This is a genomic window from Paenibacillus polymyxa M1 (assembly GCF_000237325.1).
Lineage (GTDB): Bacteria > Bacillota > Bacilli > Paenibacillales > Paenibacillaceae > Paenibacillus > Paenibacillus polymyxa_C.
In genome coordinates this window covers 976,792-992,655 of the sequence record NC_017542.1, presented here as the reverse complement: position 1 = coordinate 992,655, position 15,864 = coordinate 976,792, and the positions used below count along the sequence as shown (strand labels likewise).

Annotated in this window: 16 protein-coding genes; 3 read left to right on the top strand and 13 right to left on the bottom strand. The window is 46.1% G+C overall.

All coding sequences use genetic code 11. The features are described 5' to 3' along the window. Positions 1-19: 19 nt before the first annotated feature. The 5 genes from PPM_RS04435 to PPM_RS04415 all read right to left on the bottom strand — a co-directional run bounded on the left by PPM_RS04435 (position 20) and on the right by PPM_RS04415 (position 5,332). Positions 20-748 (bottom strand): amino acid ABC transporter ATP-binding protein, encoded by a 729-nt coding sequence (locus PPM_RS04435; protein WP_013369518.1) that lies wholly within the window; start codon positions 746-748, stop codon positions 20-22. Then, the gene (locus PPM_RS04430) at positions 741-2,189 is read right to left on the bottom strand and encodes an amino acid ABC transporter substrate-binding protein/permease (protein ID WP_013369517.1); all 1,449 of its coding nucleotides are present in this window, start codon (positions 2,187-2,189) and stop codon (positions 741-743) included. The genes PPM_RS04435 and PPM_RS04430 overlap by 8 nt, the downstream gene beginning before the upstream one ends. 241 nt (positions 2,190-2,430) lie before the next feature. Further along, positions 2,431-3,420 carry an inorganic phosphate transporter gene (locus PPM_RS04425; RefSeq protein WP_013369516.1) on the bottom strand — a complete coding sequence of 330 codons (990 nt, stop codon included), beginning with the start codon at positions 3,418-3,420 and terminating at the stop codon, positions 2,431-2,433. A gap of 14 nt (positions 3,421-3,434) precedes the next feature. Continuing rightward, positions 3,435-4,049: a DUF47 domain-containing protein gene (locus tag PPM_RS04420; protein ID WP_013369515.1), complete on the bottom strand. Its 615-nt coding sequence runs from the start codon at positions 4,047-4,049 to the stop codon at positions 3,435-3,437. Between the two features lie 188 nt (positions 4,050-4,237). After that, complete coding sequence (locus PPM_RS04415; protein ID WP_013369514.1) at positions 4,238-5,332, bottom strand: DUF3048 domain-containing protein; 1,095 nt, start codon at positions 5,330-5,332, stop codon at positions 4,238-4,240. 250 nt (positions 5,333-5,582) lie between these two features. Here PPM_RS04415 and PPM_RS04410 point away from each other — a divergent pair, with 250 nt between their 5' ends. Next, on the top strand, positions 5,583-6,101 hold the full coding sequence (locus PPM_RS04410; RefSeq protein ID WP_013369513.1) for a DoxX family membrane protein: 519 nt from the start codon (positions 5,583-5,585) through the stop codon (positions 6,099-6,101). Positions 6,102-6,286: 185 nt separating this feature from the next. Beyond that, positions 6,287-6,757, top strand: a complete 471-nt coding sequence (locus PPM_RS04405; RefSeq protein WP_013369512.1) for a hypothetical protein — start codon at positions 6,287-6,289, stop codon at positions 6,755-6,757. A 72-nt stretch (positions 6,758-6,829) separates the two neighbouring features. Here the strand turns inward: PPM_RS04405 and PPM_RS04400 are convergent, their stop codons facing one another. The 3 genes from PPM_RS04400 to PPM_RS04390 form a co-directional block, all read right to left on the bottom strand. Further along, entirely contained in the window at positions 6,830-7,621 is a 792-nt protein-coding gene (locus PPM_RS04400; RefSeq protein WP_013369511.1) for a dioxygenase, read from the bottom strand. 92 nt (positions 7,622-7,713) lie between these two features. Continuing rightward, on the bottom strand, positions 7,714-8,538 hold the full coding sequence (locus PPM_RS04395) for an alpha/beta hydrolase (protein ID WP_013369510.1): 825 nt from the start codon (positions 8,536-8,538) through the stop codon (positions 7,714-7,716). Between the two features lie 275 nt (positions 8,539-8,813). Next, positions 8,814-9,113, bottom strand: a complete 300-nt coding sequence (locus PPM_RS04390; protein WP_013369509.1) for a hypothetical protein — start codon at positions 9,111-9,113, stop codon at positions 8,814-8,816. A 196-nt stretch (positions 9,114-9,309) separates the two neighbouring features. Here PPM_RS04390 and PPM_RS04385 point away from each other — a divergent pair, with 196 nt between their 5' ends. Beyond that, entirely contained in the window at positions 9,310-9,741 is a 432-nt protein-coding gene (locus PPM_RS04385) for a hypothetical protein (RefSeq protein ID WP_025677306.1), read from the top strand. A gap of 164 nt (positions 9,742-9,905) precedes the next feature. Here the strand turns inward: PPM_RS04385 and PPM_RS04380 are convergent, their stop codons facing one another. The 5 genes from PPM_RS04380 to ilvA all read right to left on the bottom strand — a co-directional run bounded on the left by PPM_RS04380 (position 9,906) and on the right by ilvA (position 15,752). Next, on the bottom strand, positions 9,906-10,853 hold the full coding sequence (locus tag PPM_RS04380) for an ABC transporter substrate-binding protein (RefSeq protein ID WP_013369506.1): 948 nt from the start codon (positions 10,851-10,853) through the stop codon (positions 9,906-9,908). A gap of 127 nt (positions 10,854-10,980) precedes the next feature. Further along, positions 10,981-12,006 carry a FecCD family ABC transporter permease gene (locus tag PPM_RS04375; protein ID WP_014599493.1) on the bottom strand — a complete coding sequence of 342 codons (1,026 nt, stop codon included), beginning with the start codon at positions 12,004-12,006 and terminating at the stop codon, positions 10,981-10,983. Continuing rightward, positions 12,006-13,091 carry a FecCD family ABC transporter permease gene (locus tag PPM_RS04370; protein WP_013369504.1) on the bottom strand — a complete coding sequence of 362 codons (1,086 nt, stop codon included), beginning with the start codon at positions 13,089-13,091 and terminating at the stop codon, positions 12,006-12,008. The genes PPM_RS04375 and PPM_RS04370 overlap by 1 nt, the downstream gene beginning before the upstream one ends. A gap of 201 nt (positions 13,092-13,292) precedes the next feature. After that, complete coding sequence (locus PPM_RS04365; protein ID WP_014599492.1) at positions 13,293-14,267, bottom strand: glycoside hydrolase family 43 protein; 975 nt, start codon at positions 14,265-14,267, stop codon at positions 13,293-13,295. A gap of 198 nt (positions 14,268-14,465) precedes the next feature. Further along, complete coding sequence (gene ilvA / locus PPM_RS04360; protein WP_025676833.1) at positions 14,466-15,752, bottom strand: threonine ammonia-lyase IlvA; 1,287 nt, start codon at positions 15,750-15,752, stop codon at positions 14,466-14,468. Positions 15,753-15,864: the final 112 nt, after the last annotated feature.

Below are 15,864 nucleotides of genomic sequence, written 5' to 3'. Positions count from 1 at the left end.
TTCACACCCCCTACCCCACTTACAATACCTTCTCCAAGAAACTAATGGTCCGCTCGTTTTTTGGATTACCAAATACCTCTTGCGGTGTTCCTTCTTCCACAATATAGCCACCATCCATAAATACGACACGGTCGCTTACTTCTCGCGCAAAGCCCATCTCATGCGTAACGATCATCATCGTCATGCCTTCGCGAGCCAGATCTTTCATTACGCCGAGCACTTCGCCCACCATTTCAGGATCAAGCGCCGAGGTTGGCTCATCGAACAGCATAATGTCTGGGTTCATTGCCAGCGCACGTGCAATCGCCACACGTTGCTTCTGACCGCCTGAAAGCTGTCCTGGCAATGCATCTGCCTTATCGGCCAAACCTACGCGATCCAGCAGTTTCATAGCTGTCTCACGGGCCTCTGTCTTCGTCTGTTTCCCCAGTTCAGTCGGTGCGAACATAATGTTCTTGAGCACCGTCATATGCGGGAACAGATTGAAATGCTGAAACACCATACCTATATTTTCACGGACCTTGTTAATGTCCACGTTTTTGTCACCCAATTTGTAGTCATCGACGATGACCTCACCAGCTGTAATTTCCTCCAGCATATTCATACAACGCAAAAACGTACTTTTCCCTGAACCAGAAGGGCCAATGACGCATACAACTTCGCCTTCCCGTACTTGCATGTCAATGCCTTTTAGCACCTGGTTACTGCCATAGCTTTTTTTCAGGTTTTTAACGATAATTTTACCCACGGCGAACTCTCCCTTCAAGACGGTTGGAAATTTTGGTCAGGACTGTAATGACGATAAGATACATCACCGCAACGACCAGCCAAATATCAAAGGATTGGAACGTCCGCGCAATAATGATTTTGCCCGATTGGGTCAATTCAACCAGACCGATAACTGACAAAATTGACGTATCCTTCAACGTAATAACCAACTGATTGATAAACGACGGGATCATGATTTTCACTGCTTGTGGCAAAATGATCTTCAGCATGGCTGTCCGGTATGGCAAACCAAGCGAACGAGCTGCTTCCATTTGTCCTGGATCAATGGACTGAATACCCCCGCGGATAATTTCGGTCACATAAGCACCAGCGTTTAGAGATAACGTCAACACCGCCGCGACAAAAAGCGGCATTTTAAAATCGAGTGCCTGTGGGATACCGAAGTAAATAAAGAATGCAAGTACGATCAGTGGAATACCGCGGAATACATCAACGAAAACAGTTGCAATACCGCGGAACACCTTGTTATGGCTAACTTTCATAAAGCCAAACACTAGTCCCAGCAAAAAGGCTACGAGCAAGGATACCAGGGTGTACAACAGCGTATTTCCCATCCCTTTAATCAACGCAGGCAGCGAAGCGGAAATGAGCTCCCAGCGGCTACGTTCTACAGGAGCCACACCTTTGCCGGATTCACCAAGGTATTTCGACATAATCTTGTCATATTCCCCGCTGTTGCGAAGATTCACAAGCCCTGCATTAAATTTCTCCAGCAGCTCCGCATTTTTGCCTTGGTTGACAGCAAAACCGTAAGAACCGCCTTTTTCCTTATCAGTCACCAGCTTAAGACCATTATTCTGAGTCACACCGTATGCCAGTACCGGATAATCATCAAAGCAGGCAACCGAATTACCTGTTTTAACTTCATCATACATCTGAGAAGAATCGTCGAACGGAACTGTAGTAAAGCCATATTTCGCCTTAATGGATTCCGCGAACGTGTAGCCTTCTGTTCCTGTTTTGACAGCGACGCGCTGTCCTTTCAAGTCCTCATAGCGTTTAATCGTATCATTATCCTTACGGACCGCCATGACAACACCTGAGTCAAAATAGGGTTCAGAAAAATCAAATTTTTGCTTGCGTTCATCGGTAATACTCATCCCAGCAATGACACCATCCACTTGATTCGTTTCAAGGGCCTGCACTGCCGCGTTAAAGCCAAGCGGCTTAATGGTATACTCAAAATTCTGATCTTTAGCAATAGCTGCCAGTAAATCCATGTCGATTCCGACAAATTTCCCATTTACATCTTCAAACTCAAAAGGCGCGAACGTTGTATCCGTGCCGATATCATACTTTGTTTTATTTTCTGCGTGAGCCACTACACCGAAATTACCGGCCAGGGCAACCACAGAAAACAAACAAATCATGAGTGCTATTAGTTTTCTTGGTTTTTGCATAAGATCCTCCAGTCAGTTGAACGGTTCAAAGTTTTCTGTTTATTCTACAGGAGTTATTAAAAATTGACTACTTTGATGTCAGGTATTTTTTAAAAAACATCTCATGGAACTATCTGGATGTGTGAACTCTCAAGATGTATTTTTGCCCCAGAATGCCAATAAGCCCCTGCCGCAAAAAACGGACGGAAGCTTATTGTGTATCCTATATTGTATGTTTTTTTTCAGGGATTCATGAAGAAAACTAGAAAAGAATTTTGAAAATTAAACCTGACAACAGCGCAGAAATTGGAATCGTTATTACCCAGGTTATTACAATACGACCAGCTAATGACCAGCGAACTGCGCTAAAGCGCTTCGCAGAACCAACACCCAGAATCGCCGAAGTAATGGCATGAGTGGTACTTACTGGTAAATGAAGCATGGTAGCTGTAAAAATAACAGAAGCTCCCGAAACGTCGGCTGCGAATCCATTGATTGGCTCAATTTTAAAAATCTTGGTTCCCATCGTTTTGATGATCTTCCAACCACCAATAGACGTACCCAGTGCCATAGCGGTTGCAGCTGAAATTTTCACCCACATGGGTACTTCCAAATGGTCTTGATAACCTGCGGAGACGAGTGCGAATGTGATAATCCCCATCGCCTTCTGAGCATCATTCGTACCATGCGTAAACGACTGGATAGCTGCCGTAATGACCTGCATGGTGCGGAAACCTTTGTTCACTGTATGCGGACTACGATAAGCAAAGATGTATTTCAAAATCATCATCACAATGTAACCGACAACAAAAGCAATCAACGGGGAGAAAATAAGCCCCTCAACAATCCCGATGAAGCCGCTCCAATTTAATTTATCCTGTCCCGCACCTACATACACCGCCCCTGCCAACGCACCAATCAATGCATGAGAGGAGGATGAAGGAATACCAAACCACCAGGTTAGAAGATTCCAGATAATCGCAGCGATCAGCGTCGCAATAACGATATCAATACCGTTTGTAAGCTTGGTAGGGTCAGCGACACTTCCACCAATGGTCTTGGCAACTCCGGTAAACAAGATAGCTCCGAGAAAGTTCATAACCGCAGCCATAATAATCGCACGTCGCGGCGTCAATGCACGGGTCGAGACCGAAGTAGCAATCGCGTTCGCCGTATCATGAAATCCATTAATAAAATCAAATGCCAGAGCAAGAAAAATAACAATACCTAGTACCAGTAAACTTGTATCCATGTAAAAGGACTCCCTTACGAGTTACGCATAATGATGGATTCCAGCATATTTGCAACATCCTCGCATGAATCCGTTGTCGTTTCAAGGCGTTCGTACAATTCTTTACGTTTAATCAGTTCAATAGGATCAGTTACAGTTGCAAACAGGTTTTTAATGCAAATACGCAATAATTCATCCCCCTGATTTTCCAAATCATTCAGGCGAATGGTGTATTCACGAATAGCCAACAATTTTTTCTGTGAAAGCAAATGTACAGCCTTCTGAATTTCGTAAGCTGATTGACGCAAAATATCAGCGAACTGCACAATATACTCGTCCGGCTCTGTAATGTTGTACATATAAAAACGAGAGGCTGTCGCTTCAAGACCATCCAGCACATCATCCATGGTCGTTGTCAGTTCCATGATGTCGTCGCGTTCCAGCGGCGTAATGAAGGTCTTGTTCAACTCAGTAATAATCGTGTGTGTGTAATCATCACACTTATTTTCATACTTCTTCATCTCATTGGTAAACAAAGTCACATCTTGAAAATTTGAAGTATGTTGGGCAAAATAATCGGCTGCTTGCACGATCGTATCTGCCATATTTTCCAACGTCTCGAAGAATATATCCTTTTTCTTCAATCTCATAACGATTACCCCTTTACGAAAATATCCGCAACCTGTTTCGACTGCAATAGACAACCTTTGCTATCTTATCACACTCATCAATGTTTTTGTAATGTTTGTAAAAGCAAATTTCTAGATATACGTATACAATGCCCGACATAGAGGGTCATTATCCGACAATTTTTTCCTAAATAGGTGTATTACGTTTTCTAATTCGCTTCAAACGTTACATGTTCCGTTAGTGAAGTATCTGCAGGTACTACATGTATATAGGATGTACCTGGTGTTAACGGGATTTCAACCCCATTTTTCATAAACCGAATCGCATCGCCAGATGTATGCTGCCATTCAGCACGTATTAACTGTCCTTGTTGAAACACCATGGCCTCTCCGCTACCGTCCAGTTCAACGCTTAGTCTGCCTACATCATCCAGCGTTCGATGCCTCGTGCTCATCACAATAACATTAGCCGCTGAGAGCTGTTGGTTATTATTTTGATCCAGATGTGACTTTTCGTTCACAAAACGCTTATATCGTTGATCGGCTCGATCATAGGTATAAGATACGCGATAGCTTTTTAGCAAAAACCGGATGTGCACAGATGCGGCACTCTCGTCCACCATAACTGGAGTTTCGCCGGTTTTGAGATAAGGATACACTGGAACTTCCGTCTGCTTGGTATATCCTTTGCTTTCGCTTCCTTTACGTAGCCTGCTCACATCTGTGTATAAATTATGTGGTGGACGACGATCTTTACTTCGCCAAAAATAAGCCCCTCCATTTGAAATCTCATCCAGATGCTCCTTCCGCTGCTGCTGTAAAATCGCATAGGCATCTGTACTTCCCCCTGCATGTATCGGCAACGCACCATAGGTTTCGCCTAGTTCAATCAAATACGGCCGAATACTGCGGACCGGACCGATCTTCACATCTCCACCATGACTTTGGAAAAAAGCTACCAAACGGGTAATTCCGCCTTCTGCAAGAACCTCATATACCATGTCTGCCTCGCTAAGCCCTGCCTGTGGACGCGCAGCCGGGGCATTGTTAATCATGACAGCCAGTGGCCGCTCTATAACAGGCTGCTCCACCGGAAGCCCGGTAAGCGGAGCTGTAAATGCCGGAACAGATGGCTCCTTAGGCGGTTCAAGCACCTTCTTCTCTGTTTCTTGCTGGTTCGGTTGGGGAACGGATTCAGATTCACCCGTATTGGACAAAGCAGAACAAGATATCATTGTCATGCATAACAGAGCTGAGGCCATCACACGCAACCAATGATTTCGTTGAAACATGGGCCCGGACAAGTTCATCCCTCCACATCGTTATTTTTCTCATTATAAGCTTTATTTCCTGTTTTTGTCTTGATTGAGGCATTACCTCTCTATAGAATACTTATCTAAAGACATTAAAATTTAAAAAATATTTAGAGTTTGTGATTTTTATCACAAATAACTGTAACTGAACCTAATACAATAAAGGTGTAGCAAAGATGATCATCCCAAACAAAATGAAATACAACCCATCATTATAGATTAAGAAAGAGGAGTGATTTGAATGTTTAACAACTGGTTACGTGAGAACAAAGTAGCAATGTGGCTGCTGACTGTAGTACGGGTTTATCTAGGTTATGAATGGATGACCCACGGACTTGAGAAGCTGACTGGCGGATTCGATGCAGGTGGATTTATTTCGGGGGCCATTGCTAAAACAGGCGGAGATCACCCCGCTGTACAAGGCTGGTGGGGATCGTTCCTTGAAGCCTTTGCCCTGCCGAATGTCGGTTTGTTCAACGTCCTGATCCCATTGGGTGAGTTCTTGGTCGGGGTTGGCCTGCTGCTTGGTACATTGACTACACTGGCTACTTTGATGGCTATGGTTATGAACTTCTCGTTCCTGTTCTCGGGAACAGTAAGCACCAATGCAATCTACCTGCTGGTTGAAATCTTCCTTATCGTTGCTGGTGCAAATGCCGGAAGAATCGGCTTTGACCGTTGGGTACTGCCCTTCCTGCGTGGACTGTTTGGTAAAAATAAAGACACTTATCAAACGGACCCCAATCGAAAAATAGCTTAACTACCCAAAAAACAACCGTTATCCTCTGGAAATGGTTGTTTTTTTGTTCAGCCATGCTGCTTCTCTTTAATGTGTGGCTATGCTGCACCCTCCTCTATTTAAATGAACAAAGGAGTCCTCAAGTCCATCCTGACTTGGAGACTCCTTTTTCGGGTTCATCTTTCCCACTTGAAACCTCAGAAGGCATGTTTTACCCAGTCATCAACTATGAAAAATATAAAGTATTCGGAAATGACATTACCGCAGATATCCGCAGATATATTGACATCATGGCGACGGAATCTGGACAGCCGGCTACCAAGGATGCGGCATTACACATCGGTTATCAACAGTTAGCCGGAAGGGTGCTGGCGCAAGAGTCATTTATAACCCAATATCCACATTCCAATCGTACACAGGCAGTGAAATCATTACATGATCTCTATTTCTTCTATACTTTTTATGGTACGAACAATACACCATTATTCGATGATGACACCAACAAGATTCGCCCCAATGCCAAAAAAGGATATCAGCTCGTCGTTCAGCGCAACAGGGATTCGAAGAGTCCCTACATTCAAAAGCTGAAGGCATTTATGACACTACTAGATCAAAATGAAGATAAGCGAACTACGCAAGTATCCGCCTGGCTAAAAAAGAACGTGCCTGCTAATTAATCACAGAAGAACACACCAAAAGAACTTCCAACCCCACACACCATGTGGTTTCGGAAGTTCTTTTTCTTACATTTACAGATCATTTTCTTGACCAAAAGCCCAACAATTGAGGCTCAATGAGCCAAGGACATACGACTGAAAAAGCTTACGCGCGGAGCGATCATGATCGGCAGCCCCCATCACGTAAAACAAAGGCGAAAAGTGCTCTATTCCATACGAAGGAACCGCCTGCTTGGCATATGGAGCCTTCTTGTCATATTGGAACAGATGACGCAAATTCCAGTCTTGAAGCTGCTGTGCGATCCAGTCATCATATTGAACGGCCCAATCGGCTGGCTCACTCGTCTGCTTGAGTGTCCGCAAGTTGTGGACCAAGCCTCCACTACCAAGGATCAAAATCCCTTGTTCACGCAGTGGCGCCAGCATCCGTCCAATCTCATATTGCTCCTGAGGATCGCGCCGTGAATCAATGGATAAGGGTACGACCGGTATGTCCGCATCAGGATATATATGCCGCAAAACCACCCATGCTCCATGATCCAGTCCCCGGTTCCGAACCGGCTGGTGGAACAGGTTATGCTGACTGAACAGATGCCCTATCTCCTCATACAGCTTTGGATCGCCTGGTGCAGGGTAATCAAGTGAGTACATTTCTTCGGGAAAGCCGTAGAAATCGTGCAACGCTGCATGCTGATCATCCGCGCCGATACATTGATCGGGGCTATCCCAATGCGCGGAAAAAATGATGATTCCTTTGGGTCGGGGCAGGCTCGCGCCCAGCTTTGCAAGAAAGCTGGTATATGCGTTATTTTCTACAGCCAGTGTCGGTGAACCATGCGCAACAAAAATTGAGGGTAATGTCATCGCTGCCAACCTCCACACGCCAGTATAGTGTTACTCTTTCATTTTACTCCGGCGGAGGAGCAATTTCCAATACAATCCGTTACACCCTGAAATCAGATCATCCAGTGCTGCCAATCCCGTTGAATATTTTCCTGTTCATCCAGCCATTCCAGTGTGCGGTCAATCAGCTGTTGCCGCTCTTTACCTGACGAGAAAGTGTGATCTCCCTGGAAAATAATCTCCTTATCACAGCGTCCCTCTGGACGCATCCAGAATACCTTTTGAAACAGAAATGCATAATCCACAGGAATGATATCATCCGAGGTGCCATGAATAACGAGCACATCACCGTTAAATTTAACGGCCTCTTGGAACGGTTGGAATTGAGCTAATGACTCAAAATAAGCTGGTGTGAACTTATAGCCCAAGTAGTCTGCATGACCGGTTTTAACAGACTCGTCGTACACGCTTCGCTCCGTAATTTTGACAATGTCGTTTAACGGATAGCCGACAGCTGACCAAAGGACCAGGTTTTGTACTCTCTTGTCCCGAACGGCTGTGAGCAGGGCAACAGCGCCCCCCAAACTGTGACCGATCAGCGTCACCTTGGTCGGGTCAATGTCCGCGCAATTCACGGCGTAATCCAACACTGTGCGTGTCTGATTGATCATGGATTCGAGCCCCTGCTTGCCGTATTCACCCGTACTTTCCCCACAACCGGCAAAGTCAAAGCGCAGTACAAAATATCCACCTTCGGCCAATTCACGCGCAGTCTTGACGAACAATCGATCGACTCCGATACGATTGCCCACAAAACCGTGACAAATGACAACGAGCGGAACTCGTCTCTGACGTCCTCCCTCATTCGTACGGTTTGGATAATGAATTGTTGCGGCCAGCTCCTCATGTTCAAAACGAATTCCAATTTGCCGTTCCATCCTGATTCCCCCTGTTTCAAGCTTCACTAAAGCATTTTATCATTCAAACTCATATAGTAACGTGGAATATCCATCCAGAATATTCATTCACTTTAATTCCGATAAGTTTAATAAGTTTTATAGTAAAGTCAGTCTATCATCGCCCTGCTTCCTTGTCAACCTGTCAGTTCATACCGGGATGGAAGTAAACAAATGGCGCTCCCCGATGTGATGCCGGAGAACGCCATACTACTCGCTTATTAGAGTGCATTCGCTACATTAGAGTAGACGACTTGCTACTCGTAGCTGTGCCTGAACATTTGGTGGGTTTCGACTCGTCCCTCCCACTCCAGTTTACAAGAGGCGCCGTTATTTTGATCCTCATGCCACAGGCTGCGGTAGCTCTGTTCACCCAGTTCACCTGCAAATTCTGTGTCCTCAGCCAATTCAGTATCGTCCAATATACGGTACGTTGGAGATGTCCCTTGAACGCTTCGGTGACTCACGTTTGCAAGCAAGGCTTCCCCGCTGTTCCCGTTCGGAGCACCTGTCAGTCGTTTTTGGACCGAATAATCTGCCTGGTTCTCCAGTTCCATGATGCCACATCCTCTCAACGTTTTATATTCAGGTTGCTCCATGTGCTCACCCTTTATCCAGTTTGAGGAGAATGCAGCGGTAATATACATAATGGATAAAGCCTTTTGCCATCCGGCGTTTCCTCACGTATACTGTCTTTGTTACAAAATGGCGATTCCAGCAGCTTGGGATACGATCATAAAGCAGGAGGAAGCAATGAATAAAGCAAAAAATTATACACTTATTGCCTGGGTTGCCTTGTCCATGTTTTTCTTGACACAGGCGATTATTGGTTGGTTTATCACATTTACAGGCGGGGATATCAAACCTTTTGAAAAAATTAGCCTTTCCACCCTCATCATCATCGCCGCAGGTGCCATTCTGCTGGTTGAAGCACTGATGAATTTCATGGATCGTCCGGAAGAAGGCGAGGAGACTCAACAGCCAGACCATGCTCCCGCGAAGCCCCAAATGAATTTCAAATCCATCTTGATGTATGTAGTACTGGTTGTTGTCATTCTTGTCGCCGGACTTGCGCTACGCAGTGTGCTGCCGGTATTCAAAATCTCACCTTGGATGAATTTAGTGCTTGCGGCTATTGGCTTTATTGGACTCAAACCGATTTTTCTGCGTAAAAAACGTTCATAACCTCGCAATTCTCACAGTGCTGGAGCCGCCTCATTACGGAATCGTAGCAGCTCCTTTTTTATTTGCAATCAGCCATCTGACTCGAAGCTTGGGAATCGTCAGAAAAGCCGTATCCCCACCTGCAAGAAGATGCATGGGGAATACGGCTTGATGTACTTTCGCATTTATTTGGAAAATAGTTGTTCTGCATTATCCAATGCAATTTTGTGCCCCATCGCGGAATAGTCCAGCCAAGGCTGTCCGTTCAACATGTAGACATGACCTTGCTTCACAGCTTTGAGTCCTTGCCATACTGTATTTCCCTCCAGCTGCTTATATACCTTTTGGGCATCCGCACCTTTACTGATAATTACCAGGATGGCATCAGCATCGTAATCTGGCAAAACCTCTTGAGACACAACCTGGTAGGCCTTATTAATCTTTTCCACACCTTTAGCTGGCTTCAAGCCCAAATCCTGATACAATAGCGGTCCTACTGGACGCTTCATCCCCATGACACGAACTTCTTTCGCTGTGACACGTACAGCCATGACAGTCCCGTCTCCGATTTTGGAATGAATGAGCTTTTTGACCCGTTCCCTCTGTGTATCATAATCTTTCAGAAAAGTGTCTGCCTGTGCTTCATGTTTAACCATAGCAGCTATTTTTTTCAATTGATCTTTCCATGTACCTTCATCCAAATCAAAAACCTCGGTCGGTGCAATTTTTTCAAACTTGGCCACATCGGTTCCCGAATATTTTTTGTCGAGGAAAATATGATCAGGTTGAAGCTCCAGTACCGCTTCCATATCGGGGTCTGTGACAACCCCCAGCTTACGAGTATTTTGAAGACGATCTTTTACATGGGGCAAAAAATCCTTCACATCTCCACCAATAACCGAACCCGCTGGAGTAATGCCCAATGCTAGCAGATTGTTCGTCAAATGAATAGACATGGAAGCAATACGCGAATCCGCACTCATGGTGGTTTGGGCACTATCGGCTGCTTTCGTACTACTAGCTTGTTTGTCTGCTGTTTGCCCACAAGCAGACAGCATGATCATGCATGCAACAAGAAACAGGGCTATCCACGAACGTTTAAACCCTGAACCCTCAAATCTATTTTTTCTCATGAATATTCTCTCCTATACTATAGAAGCTCTATTTTTAATGTTCGATCCTCAACGCTTCTATTTCGTTGTTGTTTAGCATGCTGCATCATGTGCAGCTTTGGGTTTCATATGTAACCTAATCCTATTGTCATTTGGTTCGGGACAACAAGAATAAAAAATACGGAGCTCCTACCACAGCAACCACTACACCTGCTGGAATCGCATTCGGCTGAAATACCGAACGACCCATCGTATCTGCCGTGACCAGAATGACGACTCCAACCAAAGCGGCTACTGGCAACAAATGCTGATACATCGGTCCAACCAAACGGCGAGCCAGATGAGGCGCAATCAGCCCAATAAAACCGATACCTCCGGCCATGGATACGCTGGCGCTCGATAGAGCCACTGCTGCGCCCAGCAGTATCAAGCGCTGGCGTTTTACACTTGTACCGATTCCAGCTGCGGTCTCATCACCCAGCGACAGATTATTTAGGCTACGTGTCTGCGATAGAACGTAGGGCAATACAATGACAATCCATGGCAGTAAAGCCACTGCATGTATCCAGTCCCGTCCCCATACGCTGCCAGCCAACCAACGTGCGGTAAATGCGTACGTATCCTCATCCAACCGCAACGACCAATACAGCGTTATGGCGCTGAGCCCTGAGGCTACACCGATACCGGACAGGATTAGCCGCACAGGCACGATTCCTCTGCTGCCACTATAGGACAGCATAACTATCAGCACCGCTGCGACGACACCTCCTGCAAAGGTAAACAAGGGGATGAACAAGGCTGCTGATCCTTCCAGATCGCGAAAAAAGCTGACATACATCACCAGTCCTAAAGCAGCCCCCGCATGAAGGCCCAGCACTCCCGGATCTGCGAGTGCGTTTCGCGATAAGCCCTGCATGACCGCCCCGGCTGCACCCAGTCCCGCTCCAGCCAGTACCGTTACAACCATCCGCGGCAGCCGGTATTCAAACAGGACCATATGGTCACGTCCGCTGCCTCCGCCAAAAAGTGTATCCAGCACGCGTAGCGGTGGAATACGAATCGTTCCGGTATTCAAACCCAGAACAAGGACAGCAAAACTGATTCCAGCCAATACGAAGCAAACGAGCCAAGCCTTGGTCGTTCTTGTATCCCCTGCCCCTAGAGAGCGTCTCACTATAATTCCCTCCTTTCCTTACGGGCGAGAAAGAGGAAAAAAGGTACTCCGATAAAAGACACCATAATTCCAATAGCTAGCTCCTCTGGCGGATTCGCCATTCTCGCTCCCAAATCAGCCAGCACTAGCAGCACGGCTCCCAATAATGCAGACAATGGTACGATCTGGCGATAATCCACACCGATCAGCTTGCGAGCAATATGTGGCACGACCAAACCTACAAAGCCGATGGCCCCGGCAGCCGATACAGAAAGTCCAGCTAGGACCACCACAGTCAGTAGCCCCAGCAGCCGGATACGCCGGAGATTTAATCCCAGATTCAGCGCTACCTCATCGCCCATTGAAATCAATGAAATGGAGCGTGCGAGCCCCATAGACCAAGCGATCACAATAAGCAAAATCGGTGCAAGAATCTCGAGCTGCGACCATTTGATTCCGGCAACACCACCCGCATACCAGTAGGCTAGATCCTGACTTAGATCAAAATAAATCGCAATTCCCGAAGTCATGGAACCTAACAAGGCTGCTGTCACAGCTCCAGACACCGTTAGTCTCATGGGTGTCAATCCTCCCGGCGCGGAAGCTCCTAGTCCGAATACCAGTAAGGTACTCATCAGTGCCCCCAGGAACGACAAAACAATTAACGTCCCATAAGGTAGATCAGGGAAAAAAGCAAAGCTCACTGCAACTACAAACATCGCTCCTGCGTTAATGCCCAGCACACCTGTATCCCCTAGCGGGTTGCGCGTGATTCCTTGAATCAGAGAGCCTGCAACCGCCAGCGCAGCCCCAATGACAGCTGCACCGAGCACACGCGGCAATCGAAGTTCATGAATGATCTGATGGGTCGTCAGCGAACGATCATAGTGAAACACTGCTGACCACACCGTGCTTATGGTCAGATCCTTGGCTCCTAAGGAAATGGCAGCGAACATGGCCAAAGCCAATAATACAGCCGAAGCTGTGAACAACAACGCCTGCCGAATCCTGCCCGCTCGGAGCACCGGTCGGGCTATAAAGGCTACTTTAGGAGCGTTCCTCTCTGTCGAAGCTGTATGTTTGTCCATGCTGTCTTTAGACTGCATTCGGTGAGGTCACTCCCTCCATACCTGAAAGCCATTACGACTTTCATTACAATAAACGCCAATGATAATGATTATCAACTTGATTCATAATAGCATGTTTCTATGACATTGCAAGCCAAAAACTGTTCCCCCGTGGGAGGAACAGTTTTTGGATATATCTATGTGAGATCGTTACAGGTATAGTTTCAATTAACCCTCTCTTTAGTACGTAGGCCAACCTGCCGAATCCCATTTCAAATCACTAATCAGAAGCTTTGGATTTCCGCCATCAGTGGCATCATAGGCATGACGCGCAATCACACTGTTGTTATAGACAGATTGTCCGCCTGGTCCCTTCCAGCGGTCATTCCCCGCATCCAATATCGTTCCACCGCCGTCCATCAGACTTTTTCCGCTCTTGTCCACATACGGGCCAGTGATACTGGTCGAGCGACCATAAATGATTTTGTAATTACTGTCTACGCCTTTGCAGCAGTTATCAATGGAAGCAAACAGATAATAATAGCCATTGCGGTATGTAACATGCGGTGCTTCCAAACCACCAGCCGTACGTTTAGCAATAGAATAAATCTGGCCCGTAGGCTTCATCGTATTTTTATCCAGTCGAGTCACTTTCAAGCCCGAATTCCATGAACCGAAGGAAAGCCATGGGTTACCGGAAGCGTCAATGACCAGATTCGGGTCAATGGCATTATAATCGTCAGAATCCGTCGTACGCAGCACTAGTCCATCATCTCTCCAGCTTCCCGCGCCAATGCTCGTTGCTGAAGTTAAGCCAATGGCCGAAGTGCGCGACCCAAACGTAGAAATGGAATAGTAAACCCAGACACGTCCATTGTACTTTTGAGCATCCGGTGCCCATACATCATTAGTCTTTTGCTTAGGTACATACGATTTCCACCAAGATGGTGGCGACAAGAAGATTTGCGGCAATCTGTAAAAATTGCGTCCGTCATCCGATCTTTGAACCTGTATCCCCTGCCCTGTGGAGAAAATATACCATGCATTTCCTTCCTTGGTGATGGACGGATCATGTACTGCCACATCGCCTGTTAACGCCCAATGCTCGGCCGATGTGGACGGCACCACGGACAGCAACAAAGCAGCCGAAGTTACGGCAGCAAATGCTGTTCGGGCGAATTTACCCTGTACTGATTTTTTCCATGCTTTCAACATTCTTTCGCACCTCCGAATTAATATTTTATGATGAAAATCAGGTGATACGCTTATTACATTAGTGTTTACACTTATGAAGTTACCCATATATTAACCTATCAACTTCAATTTTGTAAACGCTTTATTTCAAATAAAAAGAAATTTATAAACTACGCATAACATTGCATATACAAAAAAAAAGAGCCCGTAGGCTCCTTGTCAGATAAGCATATTAAACAAATTCTCATTTTTGTTCAATTCCGTATAGTTAAGCCCCTTGCGATTCATTCGTTCAATTAAAGGAAGATAGTCTTCCTTGTGTAACAATTCAATACCGACCAGCGCCGGGCCATTTTCTTTATCATTCTTTTTCGTATACTCAAACCTAGTAATGTCATCGTCCGGTCCAAGCACTTCCTGAAGAAACTCACGCAGTGCCCCTGCTCTTTGCGGGAAATTCACCATGAAATAATGTTTTAGCCCTTCGTATATCAGGGAGCGTTCCTTAATCTCCTGCATACGATCAATATCGTTATTGCCACCACTGACGATACAGACTACTGTTTTGCCTTGAATCTGCTCACGATACAGATCAAGTGCTGCTACAGGCAGCGAGCCCGCAGGCTCCACAACAATCGCATTTTCATTATACAGCGCCAGAATCGCTGTACATGCCTTGCCCTCCGGTACCTTCACAATATCATCCAAGGTATGTTTACAAATGTCATACGTTAACTGACCCACTCGCTTCACCGCAGCCCCGTCAACAAACTTGTCTATTTGCTCCAGTGTAACGACCTTGTTCAAACGCATCGCTTCCGTCATTGATGCTGCGCCCAGGGGCTCTACGCCGATTACTTTGGTGGTCGGACTCACAGTTTTAACATATGTGCTTACGCCTGCCGCCAAACCGCCGCCGCCAATCGTCACGAACATATAGTCCGCAGGTGTATCCAGACTCTCCATCACTTCCATCGCAATCGTACCATTACCCGCGATAATTTTCGGCTGATCGAACGGATGGATGAAGGTCATTCCCTGCTCGCTACACACCTTCATAGCCTCGTCATAAGCATCGTCAAATGTATCTCCGGTCAAAATAACCTCTACACTGTCTCCGCCAAAGCGACGTACCTGCTTCACCTTCTGATTGGGCGTTGTGCTCGGCATAAATATTTTACCGTGGATGCCGAGCGCGTTACATGAAAAAGCCACGCCTTGTGCATGATTACCCGCACTCGCACACACGATCCCTTTCTCCATCTGCTCAGGAGTCAAGCTGCGGATCATGTTGTAAGCTCCACGGATTTTAAAGGACCGCACAACTTGGAGATCCTCTCGCTTCAGATACACATTACAGTTATATTTGGCCGATAGGACGGCATCCCTCTGTAAAGGTGTACGAACAATCACCTCACGCAGCATATGATGCGCCCGTACAATATCCTCCATGCCAACGGTTGACGCCGTGGCCGGTTCAGTTTTCTGGGTTTCTGTTGGTTCCATAGGTTCTCCACGCTCCGCCTGAATATTTCTGTGTATTTGAAATCTTTCAAACATCATACCACGTTTACCTATAGCTTGTGCAGTTGATAGCCATGAAAATGAGAATGAAAAT

What these genes read in the sequence shown, in the direction of transcription:
- PPM_RS04420 (WP_013369515.1), bottom strand. Translation starts at nt 4,049, where the DNA reads ATGAGATTGAAGAAAAAGGATATATTCTTCGAGACGTTGGAAAATATG.
- PPM_RS04425 (WP_013369516.1), bottom strand. Translation starts at nt 3,420, where the DNA reads ATGGATACAAGTTTACTGGTACTAGGTATTGTTATTTTTCTTGCTCTG.
- PPM_RS04400 (WP_013369511.1), bottom strand. Translation starts at nt 7,621, where the DNA reads ATGACATTACCCTCAATTTTTGTTGCGCATGGTTCACCGACACTGGCT.
- ilvA (WP_025676833.1), bottom strand. Translation starts at nt 15,752, where the DNA reads ATGGAACCAACAGAAACCCAGAAAACTGAACCGGCCACGGCGTCAACC.
- PPM_RS04405 (WP_013369512.1), top strand. Translation starts at nt 6,287, where the DNA reads ATGTTTTACCCAGTCATCAACTATGAAAAATATAAAGTATTCGGAAAT.
- PPM_RS04395 (WP_013369510.1), bottom strand. Translation starts at nt 8,538, where the DNA reads ATGGAACGGCAAATTGGAATTCGTTTTGAACATGAGGAGCTGGCCGCA.
- PPM_RS04390 (WP_013369509.1), bottom strand. Translation starts at nt 9,113, where the DNA reads ATGGAACTGGAGAACCAGGCAGATTATTCGGTCCAAAAACGACTGACA.
- PPM_RS04380 (WP_013369506.1), bottom strand. Translation starts at nt 10,853, where the DNA reads ATGAGAAAAAATAGATTTGAGGGTTCAGGGTTTAAACGTTCGTGGATA.
- PPM_RS04370 (WP_013369504.1), bottom strand. Translation starts at nt 13,091, where the DNA reads ATGCAGTCTAAAGACAGCATGGACAAACATACAGCTTCGACAGAGAGG.
- PPM_RS04365 (WP_014599492.1), bottom strand. Translation starts at nt 14,267, where the DNA reads ATGTTGAAAGCATGGAAAAAATCAGTACAGGGTAAATTCGCCCGAACA.
- PPM_RS04410 (WP_013369513.1), top strand. Translation starts at nt 5,583, where the DNA reads ATGTTTAACAACTGGTTACGTGAGAACAAAGTAGCAATGTGGCTGCTG.
- PPM_RS04385 (WP_025677306.1), top strand. Translation starts at nt 9,310, where the DNA reads ATGAATAAAGCAAAAAATTATACACTTATTGCCTGGGTTGCCTTGTCC.
- PPM_RS04430 (WP_013369517.1), bottom strand. Translation starts at nt 2,189, where the DNA reads ATGCAAAAACCAAGAAAACTAATAGCACTCATGATTTGTTTGTTTTCT.